Genomic DNA, 22,351 nt, shown 5'->3' with positions numbered 1-22,351 from the left:
GGCCCGGCGCCGCTCCCACCGGCTGGGGGAGCGGCGCCACCTCGGCCCGAATCCCCCAGGACCGTCCTGTGTCCAGGATCTGCGGTGACCGCTTGGGCTCACTGGGCCGGAGGTGGTGCTTTCCCTGCGACGAGGGGGAGTTGGGGTGAGCCTTGTCGCCGGGAGAGAAGGAGCCTGCGCCGCTCCCGGTCGATCGCGGTGACGACGACCGTGACCTCGTCGCCTGTCCGGACGGCGTCCGACCCGTCCGGCACTCAGCTGTGAGTTCCAGGACCTGAGTCACACCGCCCTGCCCGTGCTCACTGTCGAGCCCTCTCGTCACCATCACGCCGGTATCCGATCAGTTCCACCGTCCACGCCCGCTGTTCGGCGGTGTCCGGGACCGGGAGGCCCCGGGCCCGTTCGAGCCGGCTCCACGCGGTGTCGGGATCGACACCGTTGAGGATCAGGAGCGCGGCGGCGAGGAGGGACGCCCGTCCTATGCCGAAGCGGCAGTGGGTGACGACATGAGCGCCCCCGCGCAGCCGTTCGGCGAGGTCGCGAAGCGTGGGCAGAACCACGGCGAGATCGGGGACGGTGCGGTCGGGTATGGGGATGGCGACGAATCGCAGCCCCGCGGTCGCGGCTGCTCGGTCCTCCTCCCCGAGCCCGAGTTCGTCGAGTTCGGACCGGGTGACTGCGCACACCAGGGTGTCGACACCCGCCGTGCTCAGTCCGTTCATCTCGTCCCCGAGCCAGTCCCCGCCCCTGGGCTTGGCCATGGTGCTCAGTCGCCCTGGGCCGGGCACGTCAACTGTGAACAGGGTGGGTCGCATGTCAGCAGCACTTCCGATCGGTGGTGTCGGTGGGCATCGGTGGGTGACCGGACGGTCAGTGGGGGGTGGTCGATACGCGGAGCGGGGCCGCCGCGTGGCCACATCGGCGAGACTCCGGTGCGGGTCCGCCCCCGCGCCTTGTGGCACAGAGGCTGCTGTGTCGAGAACGGCGCGCCGGCTCCGTCCCAGGGGCACGAGCGGCCGGAGCGGGCCGCGGGACACAGGAGGAACGATGATCTACCGGATGGATCACGCCGGCGTCGTGGTCGAGGATCTCGCCGCTGCCATCGCCTTCTTCATCGAGCTGGGCCTGGAACTCGAAGGCGAGGCGGAAGTCGGGGGTGACTGGGCGGACCAACTCGTCGGGCTGGACGGCGTCCGAGCCGACATCGCGGTCCTGCGGACCCCGGACGGCCACAGCCGGATCGAGGTGTCGGCGTTCCGCACCCCGGTGGCCACCGGCGCTGCCCCGAGGGCGCCGATGAACACCCCGGGCATCCCGCGCCTCACGTTCGCCGTCGACGCGGTCGACGACGTCCTCGGCCGCCTGCGCGCCCACGGCGCCGAACTCGTGGGCAAGGTGGCGCAGTACGAGGACATCTACCGGTACTGCTACGTTCGCGGCCCCGACGGCATCGTCATCGGGCTGGTCGAGGAGCTCCACTGAAGTGGATCGCCCGGCAGCATGTCCAGTACAGGATTCAGTTCAGGATCCCAGTTCAGATCTCCGTACAGATATCCCTTCCGGAAAGGACCGACCGTCATGGCTGTCGCCGATGACCTCGACCACGCCACCGACTCGCAGTGGGACTGGGTCGCCGAGCAGACCCGTACGTATCTCGCCTCGGGCGGCACCGAGGGACACGAGTCGAACGGCGTCCACACGCTCGTGCTCGCCACGACCGGACGCAGGACCGGCATCGCGCGCCGCACGTGTCTGATCTACGGAACCTCGGGCGAGGACTTCGTCGTCGTCGCCTCCAAAGGCGGCGCCGACGAGGATCCGGCGTGGTTCAAGAACCTTCAGTCGGAGCCGAGCGTCGGAGTGCAGGTCGGCGGGCGCCGGTTCACCGCTCGCGCCCGGGTCGCGTCCCCGGCCGAACGTGAGCGTCTCTGGCCCCAGATGGCGCGCGTCTTCCCGCTGTACGACGAGTACGCACAGAAGACCGCACGCGAAATCCCGGTCGTCCTGCTCACCCCGCAGGACTGACTCCACGGCGGTGCGAAGTCCGCGTCGCGGGCCATGCCGCGATACGGCCTCGCCGAGGACATGCCGACGGAGACGGCGATCCTCTTCGGCGAGTTGGTGCGCAAGTTCCGTGTGCCGGGCCGGGGTTACGACCCCGGCCCCACCGGCATCGCGACGCCGACGGCGCCGGCGTCCGCACCACGCGTCACGCCGACCGCGTGCGGCACAGCGTGAACGGCGTGCCGGCGGCCGGGCGGTGGCCACGTGCCGCCGCACTCCGGGACGTTCACGCCCCGCCGTCCGCCGGGACGGTCACCAGGAGCCCGGCGCCGCGGGTGCGGTCCGATGACGGGCCCGTCTCGATCGCGAACTCGCCCGGCTCCACCGCGCGTTCCCACCCGCGGGTCACGGACGCCAGCGTCGACGCCCCCACCGGGAAGCGGACCTCCGCCCTCTCCCCGGGCCCCAGCACGATCCGGGCGAAACCGCGCAGTTCGCGCACGCGCGGCCACGACGTGCCGCCGACCACCCGGCGTACGTACAGCTGCACCGTCTCCCGCGTGGGACGCCCGCCCGTGTTGTGGACCTCGACCGTGCACAGCAGCGGCCCCCCTGCCCCGGCCGACGTGCCGCCGGCCAACTCCGCCGCCGCGACGGACGAGTGGGACAGCCGGGGTTCGCCGTACTCGACCGTCGAGTAGCCCATCCCGTGCCCGAACGCGTGACGCGCGGTGGCGGGCTGGTCGACGTAGCCCCGGTAGCCGTGGTCCTTCCCGTTGTAGAACACGGGCAGCTGCGCCGCCGACCGGGGGACCGAGACGGGCAGCCGGCCCACCGGTTCCGCCGTGCCGAAGACCACGTCCGCCACCGCACGCCCGCCCCACGGACCGGGATACCAGGCGCTCAGCACCGCGCCGGCCCGGTCCGAGAGGTCCGGCAGCGCGTGCGGACGTCCCTGGACCAGCACCACGACGACCGGGGTCCCCGTCGCCGCGACCGCGTCGAGCAGCGCCGACTGCCCCTCGGGAAGCCCGAGTTCGGCCAGGTCCACGCCTTCCCCGCAGGTCATCTCCACGGGGTTGCCCGATGCGACGACCGCCGCCCCGTTGGCGTCGAAGCGCGTCCCCGACGCCCGCGCACTCGAACCGCCCAGCACCACCACCGCGACATCCGCGCCCGCGGCTGCGTCGGCCGCCCCGGGCACGGCCGACAGGTCACCGCCCACGAGATCGCTGCCCCGGGCATGAACGACCTCCACGCCCTCCGGAGCCGCGGCCCTGAACCCGTCGAGGACGCTGACGCCCGTGCCGGGCCGCTGGGGCGCGGTGTAGTCGCCGATCTGCTGAGGCAGGGAGTCGGCGTTCGGGCCGATGACAGCGACCCGCCGGACGCCACCGGCCAGCGGGAGCGTCACGCCGTCGTGGGCGAGCAGGGTGACGGATTCCCGGGCGATGCGCTCACTCAGCCGCTCCGGGCCCGGAGCCGGCGCGTGCTCCCCGGTGTACGGGTGTTCGAAGAGGCCGAGCCGGAACTTCAGGGCGAGGACACGCCCGACCGCCGTGTCCAGGGTCCGCTCGTCGACCAGCCCACGCCGCACGGCCTCCTCCAGTCGGGGGAAGCAGTCGTCCCACAGACTCAGATCGGTCCCCGCCTCCAGGGCCCTCGCGCCGGCCGCCACCGGGTCCCCGGCCAGCCGCACCAGGCGGTCGAGCGCGAGTCCGTCGGCCATCACCAGACCGGTGAACCCCCACCGTTCGCGCAGGATCCCGGTCAGCAGCTCACGATTTGCCGCACACGGCACGCCGTCGAACTCGTTGTACGCCGCCATGACACCCGCCGCCCCGGCACGTACCCCTGCCAGTGCGGCCTCCAGATGGATCTCGTGCAGCTCACGGGCGCCCAGTTCGGTGGCCGCGCTGTTACGGCCGCCGACCGTGGCACCCTGTCCCGCGAAATGCTTGAGCACGACGGCCGCCCGCTCCGGCCCGATGCGCTCCCCGGGCGGCCCCTGCACGCCGCGCACCAGGGCTTCGGTGAACCGTGCCGCCAGGTAGGGATCCTCACCGAAGCACTCCTCCGCGCGGCCCCACCGCGGGTCCCGCACCAGGTCGAGCGCGGACACCAGCGCCACATGACCGCCGCGTGAGCGGAGCTGCGCGGCGGCGAGGGCGACGGCCTCCTCGTACAGCTCCGGGTTCCACGTGGCGCCGACGGCCAGGTTCACGGGCAGCAGCGTGCCGTCCAGCGCCTGGAGGCCGTGCGGCATCTCCTCGACCAGCAGGACGGGAATGCCGAGACGGGTGTTCTCCACGACGTGCCGCTGCACGTCGTCGGAGACCCGTCCGCCGTCCGCCGCGCCGATGCCCGTGGCCGCCGTCACGCCCGACCAGGGGTCGGCGCGCTGCAGTCCGTAGAGCGCGCCCATCCCGTCGTACGCGGCGACCTCCGCCCTGAACGCCTCCGTCAGCCGGTGGCCCGAGGAGGTGCGTTCGTACGCGTCCCACCCGTACATCCGCTGGTTGACCTGACCCACCTTCTCGGTGAGCGTCATCCGCGCCAGCAGGTCACGCACCCGGCCGGCGACGGGCGCCGTGGGATCCCGGAAGATCGGCTCGGACATCGGGCGGCTCACTTTCACGTAACGGGGGGAGTGGGTGCGCGCCGTTCGGCAGCACCCTTGGCGGGCACAGTCGTCCGGCGCGAAACGCGGCCGGCCGCCGCAGTTCGGGTCAGCGCAGTTCGAGGACGCGCACCCCGTACGGGGCGATCACCACGTCCCGCACCGGCCCGCCCCCGGCCGGCTCGCGCAGCTCTCCGTCCGCCGACGGGCGGACGGTCAGCTCCTCGTCCGACTGGCTCACCAGCCACACATGGCGGGTCCCGTCCTCGTGGACCAGGGTGTCCGCGGCGACGTACGGCGTGTCGACCGTCACCGGCCGTGCGGCCCCGGCGAGTCCGGCGAGCGCCGCGTACAGCCGGTGCGTCTGCTCCGGGTTCGCGCGGGCCGTGCGGGCGGCCATGTGCTCCAGCGGATAGGTGGCCAGGACCGTACGGCCCTCGCCCGTCTCGTGGCACAGCAGCGCCGGGCGGCCGTGCGCGTCGGTGGCGACGACCCGTGCGCCGGCCGGTACGACGGGCAGGTAGGCGCGGCTGTCCTCGTTGCCGGCGACCGGGAAGACCAGCGTCTCGCCCGCGGCTACGGAGCCGAAGTCCTCGGCGAACGTCATCTCCAGGACCTCGTCCTCGATCGGCTCCGCGACCCCGTAGGAGAGCTGCAGCTCCACACCGAACAGGCCGTCCAGGTCGTGGAACCACGGACCGCGGGTCGCCGGGTGCTCGCCCGAGCAGAACGACAGGTAGACCGTGGCGCCCTCCCGCGCCCGCCGCTCCAGCACCCGCCGGGTACGGGTCGTCAACTGCCGTGTCGAGGGCAGCAGATACAGCGCGGCGTCCTCCGGCAGCCCGTCCGCCTCCCTGGCGAACGCCACGGGCAGGTCCGCGCCGCGCGCGGCCACGTACCCCTGGTGCAGCGAAGTGAAGATCAGCGGCCGGTCGGCGGGCCGGCTGTAGGGGTAGCCGCGCTCCAGGAAGGCGGGCACGACCAGGGCGGTGTCGGCGTCCGTACGGCGGCAGCGGGCGAAGTCGACCCGCTTCAGCACCTCGGCGAACTCGGCCAGCTCCCGCAGCGGCTCCTTCGGCCTGCCGGTGTGGTCGGTGATCCCGAAGTGCATCTCGAAGGGATGATGGTCGTACGGCGACTGCTCCCACAGTTCGTCGTAGTCCGTGTTGTTCCAGGCGATCCAGCCCGTGGCGCCGCCGAGCAGCGAGTTGTGGAGGGTCTGCCGGTAGAACACGCCCGCGTTCGCCGCCGACACCGTGTCGGTCGACAGCCCGAACTCCTCCAGTACGACCGGCTGGCCGGTGACGGCGGCGAGTTCGCACTCGAACGCGGCACGGTAGTGCTGGCGCGCCCGGTCGGTGTCCGAGCGGTAGACGTGCGGCCCCACGAAGTCCACGTACTCGGCGGTGTCCCGCAGCGAGAAGCCGTTGTCGCGGCCCGTCACCTCGATGCCCCACGCGCCGTCCCCGAGCGACACGGGCTGGGTGCCGCCCGCCGCCCGCACCGCGTCGCACATGAACTGCGCCCAGGCGGTGACGACATCGGCGGACGGCGGGTCGACCTGGTAGATCCGGCCGTAGCCCGGCATCTCGTTGGTGATCAGCCAGCCGGTGACCGCGGGATGGTCCTTGAAGCGGCGGGTCATCTGGGAGACGAACCACGCCTGCCGGCCGACGAGCCATACGTCCTCGTACAGATCACGGTCCCCGCGCCAGGCGGGATCCCAGTTCTCGCCCGACATGTGGCCGACGATGAAGGTGGGAACGGTCCCCATCCCCGCCTCGGTATGGGCGTCGAGGAAGTCACGGAAGCGGTCACACAGTTCCTCGTCGATCCGTCCCGGCTCCGGGTGGAAGTCGGGCCAGTAGAAGAAGGACCGGGTCATGTTCAGCCCGTGGTCCCGCAGGACGGCCAGCTCCTCGCGGACCGTCCTCGGCTCGTAGTTCCGCCACATCAGCGGACCACCGCTGCGGGACCAGAAGTTGGCGCCGAGCCAGGGCAGGACGGCGGAGTCATGGGTGAGCTGGGCGCTGTGGCGTCGCATGGTCTTTCTCTGACCTCTTCGAAGTGCGGGGGTGGGGCCGGTGCGGCCGGCGCGGGGCCGTTCGGGCCACGCCGGTGAGCCGCGGGGCGGGGCGGGGCCGTGCCCCGGCGGGCCTCGCGCGGTGAGGAGTGGCGGGCCCATGCGTCAGGGCGCGGACGGTACGGGACCGGTGGACTCCCGTACGACCAGGCGCGGGCGCCCGTCGAGGACCGGCGGGGGTACGTCCTCGCCGCACCGGACGAGCAGCGCACGGGCGGCGGCGGCACCGACCCGCTGCACCTGCTGGTCCACGGTGGTGAGCCGGGGGTGCAGCCAGCGGCCGAGCGGCAGGTTGTCGTACCCCACCACCGACACGTCCGCGGGCACCCGGAACCCGCCGCGCTGGGCCGTACCGACACCGCAGACGGCCATGGAGTCGTTGGAGAACACCAGCGCGGTCGGCCGGTCGGCCAGGGCGAGCAGTTCCTCGGTGACGGCGACGGCCGCCCGCTCCGTGAAATCGGTGTGCCGCACGGCGACGGGCCGCAGCCCCGCCCCGGCGAGCGCGTCCTCGAACGCGGCCCGGCGCAGCCCGGTGTGCACCAGCTCGGCCGGGCCCGCGACGTACGCGAGACGCCGGTGCCCGAGCTCCAGCAGATGCGCGACGGCCTCCCGGACACCGGCGTCCTGCTGCCCGAGGCCGACGCCGGGCACCGGCGACGCCGGGTCCGGCGCGCCCAGCAGTACGGCGGGCAGTCCGAGGCTCCGCAGCAGCCGGGGGCGGGGGTCGTCCGCCCGCGCGTCGGTCAGCACCGCACCGTCGATCCGGCCCTCCGCGGCCAGCCGTTCGTACAGTGCGCTCTCCTGGGCGATGTCGGCGACCAGATGGAGGAGCAGACCGTAGCCCCGGGGGGCCAGTTCGCCCTCCAGACCGGTGATCAGCTCACTGAAGTGCGGGTCCGCGCCGAGCACATCCGTGGGCCGCCGCACGACGAGCGCGATCGTACGGGTGCGCGCCCGGCGCAGGGCCGACGCCGACGCGCTCGGCGACCAGCCCAGTTCGGCGGCCGCGTCCAGGACCCGGCGGCGGGTGGCCTCCGAGATCCGGCCGGTGCCGTTGACCGCCTGCGAGACCGCGGCGGTGGAGACCCCGGCCGCCGCGGCCACGGCCTTGATCGTGGGCCTGGCGGCTCCCTCGGATCCCGTACGGGACCGGTGCCCGCCGGGAGGACCGTCAGGAGTCCGGTCCGGTCGCGCGGCCGGGGCCTCCGACCCCGGCGACGTGCCTCCGCCGCTCCCCGCGTCCTCGGGACGCTGCTCGATACGTGATGTCACATCTTCACCGCCCCGCTGACGAGAGCCTGTTGCATGCGCTTCTGGAGCACGGTGTACACCACCCACACCGGGACCAGCGTCAGAACCGTGCCCGCCGTCAGAATGCCGTAGTCGGTGCCGGTGAGGGACTTCAGGGTGGGCAGCGCCACCTGCACGGTCCGCTGCTCCGGGTCGGGTCCGACGATGACGAGCGAGTAGAGGTACTCGTTCCAGAAGGTCAGGAAGTTCAGCAGGAGGATCGTCGCGATCCCCGGCATGCACATCGGCGTGTAGATGTGCCGGAGCACGGCGAACGTCGACGCGCCGTCCAGGCGTGCCGCCTCCTCCATCTCGTGCGGGATGGTCCGCATGAACTGCACCAGGATCACGACCGAGAGCGGCATCGCCGTGGCCGGCAGGAACAGCACCATGAACGCCCGGGTGTGGAACAGCCCGGTCGCGGCGGCGAGCAGGAACGTGGGGAACAGCGCGGCGAACGTAGGGACCAGGAATCCCAGCGAGAACACCCGCTCCACGAACGCGCCGAGGCGCCCCTCGCTGCGCGCGATGGCGAAGGCCGCCGGTATGGCGAGCGCCAGGGTGAGAACCAGGGCGAGCACCGTGACCAGCACCGAGTTGACGATCGCCGTACCCAGGTCCGCGGAGGAGAACGCCTCCCCGAAGTTGCCCAGGGACATGGAGGAGGGCAGGGAGAACGGGCTCCCGAAGATCTGGTCGTTCGTCTTGAACGCCGAGACCAGCAGGTAGTAGAGGGGGACCACCAGCAGTGCCGCGTACAGCCAGGCGAGGATGTGGGCCGGCAGCCAGGACCTTCCGAACTTCATGGAACCGCTCCGATCAGTAGTTCTGGCGGAAGACGCGACGGATGGTCAGCAGTCCGGCCAGACCGACCAGGAACAGCACCACACCGACGGTCTGGCTGTAGCCCAGATCGGCCGCGATGAACGCCTTCTGGTACACGAGGAAGGACAACGTTGTCGACGAGCTTCCCGGACCGCCCTGGGTCAGCAGCAGCACGTTCTGAGCGGAGCCGAACAGGGTCCACAGGAACTGAAGCATCGTCACGACACCGACGAAGTCCCTGATCACCGGGAAGTGGATACGCCACATGGCGCGCCAGTGCCCGGCGCCGTCCAGCTGGGCGGCCTCCCCGATCTCGTCCGGCACACTTCCCAGCCGGGCGGCGAACAGCACGGCTGTGAAGCCGATGCCGCTCCACACGTCGAGGACGATCAGGCAGTACAGCGCGGTCGACGGCGACGCCAGCCAGGCGTCCGTCAGCGAACCCAGACCGACCTTCTCCAGACCGCCGTTGAGCAGCCCGTCCGGCGAGAGGACCGCGTAGAAGACCATCGCCTTGGCCGGGGTGGAGATCAGACCGGGTATGAACAGCAGGTACCGCAGAGCGCGGTGGCCCGGCGGCCTCTGCGCGACGTAGTACCCCAGCATGTACGCGCCCACGATCATCACGGGCAGCGCGACGACGAGCTGGACGGCGGTGTTGGCCACCGCGTCCCGGAAGACCGGGTCGTCGAGGACGGCGCGGACGTTGCCGGAACCGGCGAACGACACCGGCTGGAGCATGCCCGGCCAGTGCAGGGCGGCGATGACGAAAATGGCGACCAGCGGGCCGACCATGAAGACGAGGTACCAGACCAGCGCCGGCACGGCCAGGACGACCCCGCCCTGCTTGCGTCGCGAGGGAGCGGCGGGGGACGGCGACGGGGGGTCCGGCCGGCGGACCGGGGCGCCGCCCGGGGCGGACGAGAGCAACGTCATGAGGGACTCGCAGAGGGCTCGGGCGCGCGGATCAGGCCGTGCGGTAGGCGGATTCGAGGGCGGAGCGCACGGCGGCCGCGCTCGTCCCCGGGGTGAAGGCGGTACTGGTCGCCGTGATCAGCGGCTGGGTCGCCGTCGGAGGGACGTACAGATCGGGCAGCAGGACCTGGCTGACCCGGTCACCGAGCCGCTGCGCCTCGGCGACCAGCGGGAACTGCTTGCTGACCGTGTCCGTCACGAGAGCCATGTCCCGTCCGCTCTCGGTGATGAAGCGCGAGACCACCTCGGGCCGGTACATGAAGCGCAGGAACTTCTCGACCGAGGACAGCTTCTTGACGCCGTTGGGGCTGATCCAGAAACCGATGAGGGTGTACGAGCGCAGGATGGTCGGTCTGCCGTGCGAGGCGCCGGGGGCCAGCGGCCAGCCACCGATCGCGGTGTGCCCGGCCGGCTTCGGGGCGACCTTCGCCAGCGCCGAGGACATCGCGGACTGGATGGCCGCCGCCTCGGTGTTGTACTGCGTCGTCATCGTGTCGGACGTCAGCCCCTGCGCCTTGTCGGCGAAGACACCGGCGTCGCGCAGCTCGACGAAGTAGTCGATGCCCTCGCGGACACCCCTGCCGCCGCTGAAGTCACCGGTCGAGTAGACCTTCCTGGCCTCGTCGGGCGTGAGGAACGTCTGGATGATCTGGGCCAGCAGCTTCTGGCCGGTCCAGTCGTTGCCGCCGACGGTGACGGGGGCGATGCCCTCGGCGCGCAGCTTGCGCGCGGCGCCGATCAGCTGGTCGCCGGTGGTGGGTACGGAGTCGACGCCGGCCCGCTCCAGCAGGGCCGTGTTGTAGGCGACGGGCCAGTTGGTGGCGAAGTAGGGGAAGGCACGCAGCCTGCCCTCACCGTCGGTCCACTCCGCCAGTGCGGCGGGCAGGACGCGCTCGCGCAGCCCCCAGTCGTCGAGGTACCCCTTCACGTCGACGGTGGCACCGACATCGGTCCAGGCCAGCGTCTTGTCGTACAGGTTGACCATGACCACGTCCGGCTCCTTGCGGGCCAGCCGGGAGGTCTCGTACACCTGGGGAAGGTCGTCGCCGTTGACGAGGTTCTTGATCCGGAGACCGGGGTTCGCCTCCTGGAATTCCTTGACGACCGCCGTGTAGGTGGGGGAGCCGGGTGCGGTGGTGCCGAGCTGGGTGTGCACGAGCAGGGTGCCGGGGTCGGAATCGGCCGAGGCGAGCGTGGAACAGCCGGACAGAGCGGGAAGTGCGGTAGCGGCGGCGAGGCCGGAGCCTGCTGCGAGGAAACCGCGCCGACTCAGGGATGAGCGCACAGCGGGATGTCTCCAACCAGGACGTTAACCATGTGGTTAATCGATGTACCAGTGGGCTGCGAGAAACCTAGGGGCACTTCCCGGAACGGTCAACCCCTGGTTGCGCATATCGAAAAGACGGACATCCCAGGCGAATTGGGGGCCGCGGCTGCGTGCGGAGGCGGGGGCGCGGTCCACGCCCTGGCGCGGCGACGTGGGGCATTTTATAGTGAAAAGTGGAAAATTATCCCTATTCCTATGCGTGACGGAGCGATCGTGAGTGACGACAAGGACATGGACAAGCTCAAGGGCAAAGCGAAGGAAATGACCGGCAAGGCGTCCGGCGACAAGAGCAAGGAGACGGAGGGCAGGACTGACCAGGTCAAGGCCGCCGCAGAGAAGAAGGCCGCCGACATGCGCGACCGTGTCGAGGGCGCCAGGAAGTCGCTCAAACGCGACGACGACTCCTGACCGCGCCGCGCCTCAACTGCGCCCAGGTCAGGGCGCGTTGGTACGGGAGAGTGCTGACCGCCCGTGAGCTGTGCCCACGGGCGTGTACCGCTAGGCCGAGGCCCCGACCTCGCCGGCTGTGACCTGGGGAGGGTTGGGGAGACGCGAGGCCAGGTTGTCCCGCACGAAGTGCGATGCCCGCCGTGTCGATTCCTCGGCACCGGCGCGGTCTTCGAAGACGCTGGTCGAGACGAAGACCCCGTCCCCGGCATCGACCCAGTAGAAGGCCACCAGGCCGGGGATCTCGCGCAGAAGCGGCACGAAGCCCTCCTTCACGATGCGTGCCACCTCGGGCGGATCGGTGACGCCTTCGTACCGCCGTACCGCTGCGTACATGGCTGATCTCCTCGCGGGGTTCCGGGTTCGTCCTTGCGCTGAGGTGCCGTACCCTCGCAGCGGCCCCCTCGCTCACGAGGTGTCTCGCAATCACCGGAAGGGCCGCCCGGGGTGATCCGGATGGCGGTTCCGTGCGCCGCTCCCGCAGGTGACCGTCCTGCCCGGTGCGGGGTAGGTCCTCCGTCCGGACGGCACCGAGGAGGAGCCAGTGGAGAACTTCAAGGTGGGGGAGCGGATCGTACGCCGCGACGTGCACCGCTCGGGGCGGGTGTGGAGCGAGCAGGCTCTGCGGGTCATCGGTGACACCGCCGACGCGTTGGTGGCCGCGTGCGCGCCCGGGGCCGAGGCCCGGTGGCCCACCCTCTACGCCAAGGCCCGCGCCCAGGACGATCGCTCGGTGCGTACCGAGGCGTTCGACGCGATGTCGAGGGGGGAGTGGGAGCTGACCCCCGGGGAGTGGCAGGAGACCGAGTTGCTGCTGTGGAAGCCGCCGACGGCGTGGTTCAGCGTCAACGCCTTCTACACAGGCGTCGGACTGAGGAACTGGTACGTCAATTTCGAGCACCCCATCCGCCGTACCCATGAGGGGTTCGACACCTTCGACCTGACCGTCGACCTCGTCATCGACCCCGACCTGAGCGCCTTCACATGGAAGGACGAGGACGAGTACGCCCACGTTCGACGTCTGGGCATCGTCACCGACACCGAGCACCAAGCGGTGGAGCTCGCCCGCGCGCAGGTCCTCGGGATGCTCGAAGACCGGGCCGGGCCGTTCGCGGACGCCGGCCGGTGGGCGGCCTGGAGCTGGAACCCGGCCTGGCCCTTACCGGTCCTCGGTCGGGACCGCGAGAACTCTTGATCACCTGTGGCGCCGCGCCGGCACCCACTCCTGGAACGTGAGGCGCGCGCAGAACTCCGTACGGTCCCGGCCCCGTTGTGCCCGCCGGGGCGCTTCGACTGGCTCCGGGGCCGGACCGGGCGCACGCTGGAACGGGGGCGTTCATGCGGTGTACGGCACAGGGGGACCTGGAGGTGGTTCATCATGTCCACGCTCGTCGGATGGCACGTAGAGCTGGAGTTCACCGAGGAGGGCAACCGCACCACCGCCGCGGCTCTGGTCAGACTTGCCGACGGCTCCGAGCTGAGAGGTCGCGGCTACGCGATGCGTCACCCGACCGACACGGAGCAACGGCGCGTGGGCGAGGAGATCGCGGGCTCACGCGCCCTGTCGGACCTCGCGTCACAGCTCCTGGAGAAGGCGCACACGGAGATCGACGAGAGGTCGGGCCGGCACTCCCACCCGATCAACCACTGAGCCCGTCTCCGCCGGCTCGCGGCCGCGCCGCGAGCCGCTGTCTTCGTGCGTCTGGTGGGTGCGTGGGTGGGCCGGTATCCGACCGGTTCCACGGACTACGGCATCTCACGGCGGTACGCGGGGCGGATCGCCCGCAGCGGTCCGCGTCGGTTTGACCTCAACCTTGGTTCATGTCCGAGGCTGTCCGGGCGGCGTCAGTCGCGACCGGGGACGCGTCCCGGAGCCGATCGCTCAGAATTCGAGGTCCGACCATGTCCGAGACGGTGATCGAGTGGATCCGGCAGCACGCCCGTCGCCTCACCACGCCCGACCCCGAAGCCCCGCTGACCGATCTCCTGCCGGTGGCCGACTTCGTGCGTGATGCCGAGGTCGTGGCTGTCGGTTCCGCGACCCGCCAGGCCCGCGAACTGTCCGCGCTCTCACACAGGCTCGTCCGGTTGCTGGTCGAGGAGTTGGGGTTCCGCTCACTTGCGCTGGAAGGGGACGACGCGTCACGCGTCGGGCTCGACGAGTACATCAGGACCGGAGCGGGGGACCCGCGGCTGATGCTGTCCGAGGCCCGGTCCTTCTGGCAGACAGAGGAGATCCTCGACGTCGTCCACTGGATGCGCTCCTTCAACCGGCGGCACCCCGACGACCCGGTCCGGTTCGCCGGGGCCGACCGATCTCCCCGCGGCCGGACCTCCCGGCTCGACGGCCTGGCCGGAATCGAGCGGAGTCTGGCGGACGGCGTCATCCAGTGGCACGAAGACACCTCGGACAGGATCGTCTACTGGGGCGGCGTCGCGCACACAGCCAACGGTAATCCGCGGACCGTCTCTCCCTCCTCCCCGCCGATGACACACCGGAACGCGGGCAGCTACCTCCGCGAGCACTTCGGGGCCGGTTACGTCTCCATCGGCCTGACCTTCCACCACGGCATGGCTCCCTACCAAGTCCTGCCCCCTCCGGCGGAGTTCGCCGACGCGGTCCTGGGAGGCACCGGGCTGGACGCCTATCTCCTGGACCTGCGCCACGACGGCCCACTCCCTGTGCGGACCTGGCTCGACACACCGACCAGGACGCGTCTGATCGGTCCCGACTACGACCCCACCGACAACGCCGCCCACCACCTCTCCGGTGGATCGCTCGCGGACTGGTTCAACGCCATCCTCCACACACAGGAGGTCACTCCGGTCCGCGTCCTCTCCTGAGCGGAGCGTGGTGGTGAAGGCGCTGCGGCAACAACCGCTCTACTCAGTGGGTTTGAGTGCCGGTACTCATGTCGGGTGCGGTCTCGCGGGGCGACCATCGGTGCACCGGTGGAGCTGAGAGCGCCGGTTTCGATACCGCTGAGACGATGGTGGAGATTCTCCTATGTCCCGACGTGCCGTGGTTCTGTCCGTGACCGCTGTCGCTGTCCTGGGTGGTGCGGGGACGTTCGCCCTCGCGCACGCGGGGGAGCAGTCGCCCGTTCTGGAGCGGAGTACGGCCCGTTACACGGCTCCCGACGGTGGCCGTGACGGCTCGCTGGTCTTCACGGCCGATGCGACGGCGTCCTCCGGTGTCAGGGACGTCAAGGTCCTTGCCTGGCCTGCGGATTCGTCGTTCGCCGGGAAGGAGCTGACCGAGAAGGACATGGCCGGCGCCGAGGCGGCCACGTGCGAGCCCTCGGGTGAGGACACCGTGCGCTGCACCTACACCGCCGCTGTCACGGGCGCCGACGCCGCCGAGTCCCCGGGCGGACCCTGGCACGTCGCGGTGCTGCTCCGCGCCGGTGACGGTTCCACGACCCTCGACACGAAGGCGGCCGGTTTCCACGTCGGTTGACACCGAGACGCCCCCCCGGCCGGCGGCGGGGCGCCGACGGCAGCTGCGGACTGCTGAACTCCCGGTGATCCGCGGGGGTGTGACGGCAGGTAACAATGGGGCATGACGATGTGCAAGAAGTGCGGTGCTCAGAAGCGCCGTTGGCCCCGTGCCTGCTCTCAATGCCGTTCGGGGGCGGGCCGGGAGAAGGCCGCCGCCGGAGCCGCCGACCTGGCCACACCGGCAGGACTGTTCGAGTGGATCTGGCGAGGGATAAAGGGAGTTGTCCGTTCGCTCAACTGATTCAGCGCCGCTCCGTCCGGGGCGATGGGGCCGGTTGCCGGGATCTCGATTGAACTCCCGGCAATACAGGAAAACTGACGGTATGCCGAGGTTACCGAGGACTCCGGCCCCGGGCGGAAACCGCCCCCGTCTCCGTCGGCGGCGTCCATCGACAAGGGGCGCCAACGGGGCCGTTGGCCGCTGGGCGACGACGACAACCGCCACGTTCACATTCCTGGCGCTCGTCGCGGGCGTGGTGGGGCAGTTCCTGGGGATCTGGAAGGAACTCCTCGTACAGTTCGGCGGCTCAGAAGCCCCGCAGCCGGGTGTCTCCGGCTCACCGCCCCCCACGCCCGGCCCTTCGGCGGGTTCCTCGTCCACCTGCGGCACATCGGCCAAGGACGTCGTGCTCAAGCCGGACGGGAGGCCGAGCCGTTCGGCGGCACACGTGGTCGCGACGGTGACCTGTGTCCTGGCACCCGGTGACCACCTCTCGTGGGTGGTACGGAAAGTCACCGGTACGGCCACCAGCCCGCGTGTGCACTACACGCTGCGGAACGACCTGAGCCAGGGATCAGGCACCTATGTCTACGACGCGGTACTCGGCACAACGGCGCCGGGCTCCGAGCGCACCGTTTCCGTTCTGCTGATGGACAACGACACATACCGGTCGGTGAAAGCCACGACAGACCCCGAAACGGATTACGTTCTGCTGCCGTCGCCGCCTCCCGTCGTGTCGAACTCCGTGGTGATCAAGACGCCGGAGTAGACAGCGGAGCAGCCGGCGGCCGGCGAGGTCCACCGGCACCCGGTCGATGCGCTTCGCACCACCGCGCGTGGATCAGGTGCTACGGACGTGACTCCGTACGGGGCAGGCGGAACGCCGAGACGAGGAAGAAGATCCCTCCGAGGGTGGCGTAGCCGGCGAGGCTGGTCAGCGAGGGGTTGTCCTGCGTGGCGCTCCGGACGAAGGTCGCGCCCGCGAGCACCGAGATGCCGCCGCTGGCGATCATCGCCCACTGGCCGCCCATCGGCCGGCGCGCGGCGCCCACGAGGAGCTGGACCAGTCCGGAGAGGATCGCCCAGGCGCCCCAGACGCGCAGCACGTCGGCAACGCCCGAGGTGCCGGCGATCGCGATGCCGGCGGCGGCGAGTGAGCTGATGGCGATGTTGGCGTACAGGCCCTTGACCGGCGCGCCGCCGGAGCGCGTCGACCTGGAGTCGACGACGGCCGCGGCCACGTCGAAGGCCGGATAGAGGATCAGCAGCAGCTTGGCCCCGACGGTGAGTTCCGAGCCGGACACCAGCAGGAGCGCCGCCCACGCGGCGGCGAAGACGAAGCGGAAGACGTACAGCCGGCGCAGGGCGGGTGTGGCGCCGACGTGTCCGGCTGAGGCGGTGGTTGCCATGGGGCTCTCCAGTGGGTATCGAAGCAGAGAGAACGTTCTCTCTGCTTCGTAGCCTGGCACACCCCCCTCACGAAAACAAGAGAGATCGTTCTACCCGCTACCATGGGTGACATGACACGGACGGCAGCGGGCGCAGGCACCGGCAGGCGAGTCTCGGAGGCGCGGGAGCGGCTTCTGGGGACCGCCGGGCAGCTCTTCTACGCGGAGGGCATCCACACGGTGGGCGTGGACCGTCTGGTCGCCGAGGCGAAGGTCACCAACGCCACCTTCTACCGCCACTTCCGCGGCAAGGACGACCTCGCCGTCGCCTACATCGGCAGCGTCGACCAGGCCATCCGGGCCCAGATCGGGACCCTGGCGGCCGCGGACGTGCCGGCCGACGCCATCCTGCGGGGCATCGGTGCGTCCCTGGTCGAGCAGATCCGTTCGCCCGGCTACCGCGGATGCGCCTTCCTCAACGCGGCAGCGGAATTCCCTGATCCCGGTCACCCGGTCCACCGTGCCGTCGTGGAACACCGCGAGTGGTTCCTGCGGACGATCACCGCGCTGTTCGCCAGGATCGCGGACACGTCCGCCGACCACGCGGGGCGGCACTTCGTCATGCTCCGCGACGGCGCGATGAGCGCCGGCTACCTCGGTGACCCCGTCCTGGCCGGCGAGACCCTGCTGCGCGGCATCGATGGTCTGCTGCGAATCCATGCCGCCCGCGGAGTCGACGAGCGAGCCGCCGCCACCGTCCAGGAGTCCTCGGCGGCCACCGTCTCCGGTATCGAGTGCTCACCGCCCGGCGCGTGATCGCGGCCGGGCCGCGGTCAACGACCGGAGCGGAACCGGGGGCTTGGTCCACGCAGCGGACCGGGTTGGTCGAGACAGGGGGATGACGCCCGCCCCGCGGTGTCGGGGCGGGCCTGAAGAAGCGCCCGGCAGCCGCTGCCGCTGACCCCGGGGCGCCGTACTGCCCGATGACGGCGGCGTCCCGACCGCCCTTGCGCGTGGCGTCGTGTTCCCCGGCGTCACGCGGGTGAGTATGTGCGGACCCGAGCCCTCTTCCCGCACCGAGGCGAGGCGATGTCCGAGCGCGCCGACCATGTCCGCCGAAGGGGCGTCGCAGCGAGGCTGCTTTCGCCGCACCGACCGCCGGAGCAGTCGCTGTTCAGCGGCATCTACGGTCTCGTGCTGGCCAGCGCCCTGGTGGCCGCCCTGGACGCGACGGGAGACACGGCCGATCCCGGTCCGGACGCGCTGTGGGTACTGCTCACCGCGCTGGCGTCGAGCGCCGCCCACGGGTACGCGCACGTCATCGCCCAGCGTGCGTCCGCCGACGGAGCGGCCACCGTGAGCAGAGTGCGGTTGGTGCTCGCCGAATGGCCACTGGTCGCCGCCGTGCTGCCCGCGGTGGCGATGCTCCTCGCCGCGGTGGCCGGGTGGTGGGCGGAATCCACGGCCGTCGACGCGGCCCTGCTGTTCAACACCGTCGCCCTGTTCGGCTGGGGCACCTGGGCCGCCCGTACCGCCGGGCACGGATGGCCGTCCTCGTGCGGGGCGGGGGCCCTGGACATGCTGATCGGCCTGGTGATCATCATCGCGAATGCCCTGATCAAGTAGCCGGATCCCGGCCTGCCGCAGCCCCGCTCTGTCCGGCACTCGGCGCGCTCGACTCGGCCGCCGCCCCGGCCGTCACGCCGAGCGGGGCCTACGGCCGCCGGTCTTCTTCGCGGCCGTCTTCCTGGCGGGGGCCTTCTTCGCCGTCTTCTTCGCGGCGGCCTTCTTGCGGGTCGGCATGTCGTGCACCGTGGCGCCCTCACCCCGCTCGCCGCGGGACTTCTTGGCCTGCTGTACAGACTGCTCCAGCGCGGACATGAGGTCCACCACCCGGCCGGGCTTCGCCTCGGCCTTCGGCGCGGCCGGGGTCCTGCCCTCGGCCTTCGCCCGGATCAGCTGCTCCACGGCGTCCGTGTAGGCGTCGCGGAAGCCGGACACGCCGTCCAGCTCCATCGTGTCCATCAGCGCCAGCGCGCCCTCGATCTCGCCCTCGTCCAGTTCGACCGGCGCGGGTGCGAGCTCCGCCGGGTCGCGGACCTCGTCGGGCCAGTGCATCTGGTGCAGCACCATCGCGTTCTCTCTGACGGACAGCAGCCCGAGGCGCTCGCGGCCGCGCAGCGCGTACTTGGCGACGGCCGCCTTCGCGGACCGCTCCAGCGCCTTCCGCAGCAGTGTGTAGGGCTTCGCGGCGACCTCGCCGGCCGCCTCCAGGTAGTAGGTGTCCCCCAGGCGGATCTGGTCGATGCTGTCGCGGTCGACGAAGGCGACGACGTCGATCGCCTTCGCGGTCGGCAGCGGCATGTCCGCCAGCTCGTCGTCCGAGATGGGGATGATCTTGTCCTTCGCCACCTCGTAGCCCTTGCCGATCTCGTCCGACGTGACTTCCTCGCCGTCGATCTCGCAGATCTTCCTGTTCCGGACGAGCCCCATGTCCTCCAGGTGGACCCGGCGGAAGTGGATGCTGTGGTCCTCCGCCGCGGGGAGCAGCCGGATCGGGATCGTGACCAGGCCGAATGAAATGGCACCGCTCCAGACAGCTGACGGCATGCGACCCTCCGTGGCCGGACGGCGGCCGAGGCCGCCGGTAGGGAGAACAACCAGTAGGGAGAACGAGGCGGGCGGACCGCCACCCGTACACCTGATCCTCACCTGAGGCCGCCCATTCCGCACCCCGGGCCGGACCCGGTCCCCAGGAGCGCCGGCGGCGCGGCACCTCCGCGCCGGACCGGGTACAACCATCCATGCCGTTCGGGGGTCTACCAAGTGTGAGCAAACCGCTCTCGGAGTAACAAGGGGGAAATCATGGGAATCACGCGTAATGCCGCGTCCGCGGGAGCGTTGACCGCACTGGTGATCGGCGCCACCGCCACATTCGGCGCCACCGCACATGCCGCGCCCAACGTCACGCCGCAGGGAGTCTGCGGCAGTGCCTACAAGACCGTGAACTCGGCTCCCATCGGTTCGCAGGGCACGGTCTACCTCACGTACAACTCCGCGAACGGCAAGAACTGCGTCGCGACCATCCGCACCAACCCGGGCACCGCCAAGAACATGTCGGCGTACATCTACGTGCCCGACACCGGCGAGTGGGCCGACGACTCCGGGAACTTCACGTCGTACGCGGGTCCGAGCCGTGTCTACGGCAAGGGCTACTGCGTGAGCTGGGGCGGCAACATCGCCAACGTGTACGTCGCGGTGGAGAACTCCAACTGCGCGGCCCTGAAGGAGCACCGGGTCACCACCGTCCGCTGACCCCGGCTCGGCACCACGGTAACGAGTTCCCGCGCCACCCCCAGGGTCCGGTCTTTTCGGACCTCACCGCGTACGCCTTGAAGAAGGCGTACGCGCGTCACGGGGAGGCGCGGGAACTCACGGCTGTACGGACCCCGGACCGCGAGTCGCGTACGGGGTGTCAGATGTCAGCAGAACCAGCCGTTCTGGACCCAGCCCCGGCGGTTGATGTCGCCGTACGCGAAGCCGTAGACCCACTGTCCGCCGGCTTCTTCGACGAGGAAGGTCTGACCTCGGTACAGGGTGCCCATCCAGGCTCCGTGGGGGGCGGTGACCCGGACGGCGAGGTCTTGGGCGCAGACGGCCTCGCGTTGTCCCGCGGTGCCGTTGGCCGCGGTGGCGGGGCCGGCGGTCAGCGCTGCCACGGCGGCGGTCAGGGCCAGGACGAGGGTGATGTGCCTGCTGGTGCGGGTCATGGGCGGTCCTTCGCGGGTGTGAGTTGCTGCGGGGTCACCAGGAACCGAAGCCGCCCAGGCATTCCTGCCTGACGAAGCCCCAGTCGTTGGGGCCGAAGTCGAAGCTGGCGGCCCATCCGTTGTAGACGGGGTGGGCGCCGCGGGTGTGTCCGACCTTGTCGCCGCGCGGGAGGGTCCGTTTCAGTCCGGCAGGTCCGGAGGCGCTGTCGTAGTTCGCGTAGAAGCTGGCGCTCTCGCAGACGATGACGGCGTGTTCCGGCACGGTCGGCTCCGCGTGCGCGGAGCCGGTGGAGATCAGGACGAGGGCGGCGGTCAGGGACAGCGCGAGACCCAGGCGTTGTGTCGTGGCCATGACAGTAATGATGGAGTAAGGCCGCCGTCCCGTCGAGGGGCCCGGTACCGCGTTCCCGCACGGCCCGCCCCCGGGTGCCTGCGGACGGCGTCTCGGCCGTGGCGGCCGAAACAGGACTCATTTTGGTGAAACTGAAGCCGCAGGGCGTGAAATCCGAGCACGTGCGTCGAACGCCCGCGACGGAGCCGGCCACGCCGCCGTCCGGCGAATCACTGGGGAGAAGAACGGCCATGACCGATACCGATGACGCCCTGCTGAGGCGTTCCCTGGACGCCGTCCGCGCACTGCGGGAGCAGGTCGGGCAGTTGAGCGCCCGGACCGAGGAGCCCATCGCGGTGGTCGGCATCGGCTGCCGCTTCCCCGGCGGCGCGGACAGCCCCGAACGCTTCTGGGACCTGCTGCGTGAGGGCCGCGACTGCATCGTGGACGTCCCCGCCGACCGCTGGTACTCACCCGACCTCCCCGCCTCCACCCGCCGCGGGGGCTTCCTCACCGAAGGCGCCCACGCGTTCGACGCCTCGTTCTTCGGCATCCCGGACGCCGAGGCCCGCGAGATGGACCCGCAGCACCGGCTGCTGCTGGAGGCGAGTTGGCAGGCGCTCGAACACGCCGGGCTGCTCTCCGGCACCCGCGCCGAACAGCGCGTCGGCGTCTTCGTCGGCGTCTCCGGCTCCGAGAACGCCCTTCGGCCCCGGCAACCGCGGGACACCGGGCCCTATACGGCCACCGGTTCCGCGGTCAGCCTCGCCGCGGGCCGGGTGGCCCACACCCTGGGACTGCGCGGCCCCGCCCTCGCGGTCGACACCGCGTGCTCCTCGTCGCTGCTCGCCGTCCATCTCGCGGTCGAGAGCCTGCGCCGCGGCGAGTGCGCGGCGGCTGTCGCCGGCGGGGTCAGCGCGATGATGTCACCCGCCGTCATGCTCGCCCTGAGCCAGATCGGAGCCCTCGCCGAAGACGGGCGCTGCAAGGTCTTCGACGCCGCGGCCGACGGCTACGCACGGGCGGAGGGCAGCGGCATGGTCGCCCTCATGCGCGCCGCGGACGCCGTTGCCGTACGCGCCCCCGTACTCGCCCTCATCAGGGGATCGGCCGTGAACCACGACGGCCGTACCAGCGGCCTGACCGCCCCCAACGGCCGGGCGCAGCGCGAACTGATCAGCCGGGCCCTGGACACGGCCCGGACCGACCCGCGCGACGTGGACTACCTGGAGGCGCACGGCACGGGCACCCCGCTGGGCGACCCGATCGAGCTGCGCGCCGCCGCCGACGCCCTGTGCGCCGGGCGGACCGCGGCCACCCCGCTGCGCATCGGCGCCGTGAAGTCCAACATCGGACACCTGGAGGCGGCGGCCGGAGTGGCGGGCCTGATCAAGACGGTCCTCTCCCTGCGGCACGGGGAGATCCCCGGCAACCTGCACCTGCGCACCCCCAACCCGAGGCTCGACGTCGAGCGGCTGCCGGTGGTTCTGAACGACCGGACGAGCCCGTGGCCCGACCGCGCCGACGGCCGGCCGCGCACGGCGGGCGTCAGCTCCTTCGGCTTCAG

At 71.1% G+C, this 22,351-nt stretch carries 26 protein-coding genes; 13 read left to right on the top strand and 13 right to left on the bottom strand.

Translation table 11 applies throughout. The annotated features are described in order from the left end of the window. Positions 1-98 precede the first annotated feature (98 nt). Positions 99-254 (bottom strand): S1 RNA-binding domain-containing protein, encoded by a 156-nt coding sequence (locus GXP76_RS03735; RefSeq protein ID WP_242569951.1) that lies wholly within the window; start codon positions 252-254, stop codon positions 99-101. A gap of 45 nt (positions 255-299) precedes the next feature. Beyond that, positions 300-815: a tyrosine protein phosphatase gene (locus GXP76_RS03730; RefSeq protein ID WP_374359755.1), complete on the bottom strand. Its 516-nt coding sequence runs from the start codon at positions 813-815 to the stop codon at positions 300-302. A gap of 232 nt (positions 816-1,047) precedes the next feature. Here GXP76_RS03730 and GXP76_RS03725 point away from each other — a divergent pair, with 232 nt between their 5' ends. The 3 genes from GXP76_RS03725 to GXP76_RS03715 all read left to right on the top strand — a co-directional run bounded on the left by GXP76_RS03725 (position 1,048) and on the right by GXP76_RS03715 (position 2,238). Further along, complete coding sequence (locus GXP76_RS03725) at positions 1,048-1,482, top strand: VOC family protein (protein ID WP_242569949.1); 435 nt, start codon at positions 1,048-1,050, stop codon at positions 1,480-1,482. A 96-nt stretch (positions 1,483-1,578) separates the two neighbouring features. After that, entirely contained in the window at positions 1,579-2,025 is a 447-nt protein-coding gene (locus GXP76_RS03720; RefSeq protein WP_242569948.1) for a nitroreductase family deazaflavin-dependent oxidoreductase, read from the top strand. Positions 2,026-2,058: 33 nt separating this feature from the next. Beyond that, positions 2,059-2,238 (top strand): hypothetical protein, encoded by a 180-nt coding sequence (locus GXP76_RS03715; RefSeq protein WP_277992962.1) that lies wholly within the window; start codon positions 2,059-2,061, stop codon positions 2,236-2,238. Between the two features lie 52 nt (positions 2,239-2,290). On the opposite strand, the gene GXP76_RS03710 is transcribed toward GXP76_RS03715, so the two are convergent. From GXP76_RS03710 to GXP76_RS03685, 6 genes are all read right to left on the bottom strand, one after another. Then, entirely contained in the window at positions 2,291-4,624 is a 2,334-nt protein-coding gene (locus tag GXP76_RS03710; protein ID WP_242569947.1) for a glycoside hydrolase family 3 N-terminal domain-containing protein, read from the bottom strand. 109 nt (positions 4,625-4,733) lie between these two features. After that, positions 4,734-6,668, bottom strand: a complete 1,935-nt coding sequence (locus GXP76_RS03705) for a cellulase family glycosylhydrolase (protein ID WP_242569946.1) — start codon at positions 6,666-6,668, stop codon at positions 4,734-4,736. Positions 6,669-6,812: 144 nt separating this feature from the next. After that, positions 6,813-7,814: a LacI family DNA-binding transcriptional regulator gene (locus GXP76_RS03700; RefSeq protein WP_242569945.1), complete on the bottom strand. Its 1,002-nt coding sequence runs from the start codon at positions 7,812-7,814 to the stop codon at positions 6,813-6,815. 164 nt (positions 7,815-7,978) lie between these two features. Continuing rightward, on the bottom strand, positions 7,979-8,806 hold the full coding sequence (locus GXP76_RS03695) for a carbohydrate ABC transporter permease (RefSeq protein WP_242569944.1): 828 nt from the start codon (positions 8,804-8,806) through the stop codon (positions 7,979-7,981). A 13-nt stretch (positions 8,807-8,819) separates the two neighbouring features. Continuing rightward, complete coding sequence (locus tag GXP76_RS03690; protein WP_242569943.1) at positions 8,820-9,761, bottom strand: carbohydrate ABC transporter permease; 942 nt, start codon at positions 9,759-9,761, stop codon at positions 8,820-8,822. 31 nt (positions 9,762-9,792) lie between these two features. Then, positions 9,793-11,085: an ABC transporter substrate-binding protein gene (locus GXP76_RS03685; protein ID WP_242569942.1), complete on the bottom strand. Its 1,293-nt coding sequence runs from the start codon at positions 11,083-11,085 to the stop codon at positions 9,793-9,795. A gap of 255 nt (positions 11,086-11,340) precedes the next feature. Here GXP76_RS03685 and GXP76_RS03680 point away from each other — a divergent pair, with 255 nt between their 5' ends. Further along, positions 11,341-11,535, top strand: coding sequence for a CsbD family protein (locus GXP76_RS03680; protein ID WP_374359750.1), 195 nt, complete (start codon positions 11,341-11,343; stop codon positions 11,533-11,535). Positions 11,536-11,625: 90 nt separating this feature from the next. On the opposite strand, the gene GXP76_RS03675 is transcribed toward GXP76_RS03680, so the two are convergent. Further along, entirely contained in the window at positions 11,626-11,910 is a 285-nt protein-coding gene (locus GXP76_RS03675) for a hypothetical protein (RefSeq protein ID WP_242569941.1), read from the bottom strand. A 208-nt stretch (positions 11,911-12,118) separates the two neighbouring features. Here GXP76_RS03675 and GXP76_RS03670 point away from each other — a divergent pair, with 208 nt between their 5' ends. The 5 genes from GXP76_RS03670 (at position 12,119) to GXP76_RS03650 (ending at position 16,064) form a co-directional block, all read left to right on the top strand. Beyond that, positions 12,119-12,769 (top strand): DUF402 domain-containing protein, encoded by a 651-nt coding sequence (locus GXP76_RS03670; protein WP_242569940.1) that lies wholly within the window; start codon positions 12,119-12,121, stop codon positions 12,767-12,769. Positions 12,770-12,952: 183 nt separating this feature from the next. Beyond that, complete coding sequence (locus GXP76_RS03665) at positions 12,953-13,225, top strand: DUF1876 domain-containing protein (protein ID WP_242569939.1); 273 nt, start codon at positions 12,953-12,955, stop codon at positions 13,223-13,225. A 251-nt stretch (positions 13,226-13,476) separates the two neighbouring features. After that, positions 13,477-14,418 carry an erythromycin esterase family protein gene (locus GXP76_RS03660; RefSeq protein ID WP_242569938.1) on the top strand — a complete coding sequence of 314 codons (942 nt, stop codon included), beginning with the start codon at positions 13,477-13,479 and terminating at the stop codon, positions 14,416-14,418. Positions 14,419-14,581: 163 nt separating this feature from the next. After that, a complete protein-coding gene (locus GXP76_RS03655; RefSeq protein WP_242569937.1) occupies positions 14,582-15,034 on the top strand; it encodes a DUF5707 domain-containing protein in 453 nt (150 codons plus the stop codon). Positions 15,035-15,548: 514 nt separating this feature from the next. After that, positions 15,549-16,064: a hypothetical protein gene (locus tag GXP76_RS03650; RefSeq protein ID WP_242569936.1), complete on the top strand. Its 516-nt coding sequence runs from the start codon at positions 15,549-15,551 to the stop codon at positions 16,062-16,064. Between the two features lie 79 nt (positions 16,065-16,143). Here GXP76_RS03650 and GXP76_RS03645 read toward each other — a convergent pair whose 3' ends face one another. After that, complete coding sequence (locus tag GXP76_RS03645) at positions 16,144-16,704, bottom strand: hypothetical protein (RefSeq protein WP_242569935.1); 561 nt, start codon at positions 16,702-16,704, stop codon at positions 16,144-16,146. Between the two features lie 102 nt (positions 16,705-16,806). Between GXP76_RS03645 and GXP76_RS03640 the strand changes: the two genes are divergently transcribed. Both GXP76_RS03640 and GXP76_RS03635 read left to right on the top strand, forming a co-directional pair. Beyond that, a complete protein-coding gene (locus GXP76_RS03640) occupies positions 16,807-17,499 on the top strand; it encodes a TetR/AcrR family transcriptional regulator (RefSeq protein ID WP_242569934.1) in 693 nt (230 codons plus the stop codon). A gap of 273 nt (positions 17,500-17,772) precedes the next feature. Further along, positions 17,773-18,309, top strand: a complete 537-nt coding sequence (locus tag GXP76_RS03635) for a hypothetical protein (protein WP_242569933.1) — start codon at positions 17,773-17,775, stop codon at positions 18,307-18,309. A gap of 72 nt (positions 18,310-18,381) precedes the next feature. On the opposite strand, the gene GXP76_RS03630 is transcribed toward GXP76_RS03635, so the two are convergent. Continuing rightward, positions 18,382-19,293, bottom strand: coding sequence for a Ku protein (locus tag GXP76_RS03630; protein ID WP_242569932.1), 912 nt, complete (start codon positions 19,291-19,293; stop codon positions 18,382-18,384). Between the two features lie 255 nt (positions 19,294-19,548). On the opposite strand from GXP76_RS03630, the gene GXP76_RS03625 reads away from it, so the two are divergent. Continuing rightward, complete coding sequence (locus tag GXP76_RS03625) at positions 19,549-19,998, top strand: spore-associated protein (protein ID WP_242569931.1); 450 nt, start codon at positions 19,549-19,551, stop codon at positions 19,996-19,998. Between the two features lie 167 nt (positions 19,999-20,165). On the opposite strand, the gene GXP76_RS03620 is transcribed toward GXP76_RS03625, so the two are convergent. Together GXP76_RS03620 and GXP76_RS03615 are read right to left on the bottom strand one after the other, a co-directional pair. Then, a complete protein-coding gene (locus tag GXP76_RS03620) occupies positions 20,166-20,453 on the bottom strand; it encodes a hypothetical protein (protein ID WP_242569930.1) in 288 nt (95 codons plus the stop codon). Between the two features lie 34 nt (positions 20,454-20,487). After that, positions 20,488-20,805 carry a hypothetical protein gene (locus GXP76_RS03615; RefSeq protein ID WP_242569929.1) on the bottom strand — a complete coding sequence of 106 codons (318 nt, stop codon included), beginning with the start codon at positions 20,803-20,805 and terminating at the stop codon, positions 20,488-20,490. Positions 20,806-21,035: 230 nt separating this feature from the next. On the opposite strand from GXP76_RS03615, the gene GXP76_RS03610 reads away from it, so the two are divergent. Then, positions 21,036-22,351, top strand: a 1,316-nt coding sequence (locus GXP76_RS03610) for a polyketide synthase (RefSeq protein ID WP_242569928.1), incomplete at its 3' end; no start/stop codon positions are given.

The organism is Streptomyces sp. NP-1717 (assembly GCF_022695985.1).
GTDB lineage: Bacteria > Actinomycetota > Actinomycetes > Streptomycetales > Streptomycetaceae > Streptomyces.
Note: the sequence above shows the minus strand (reverse complement) of the source record. Positions and strands in the feature narration are given on the sequence as shown.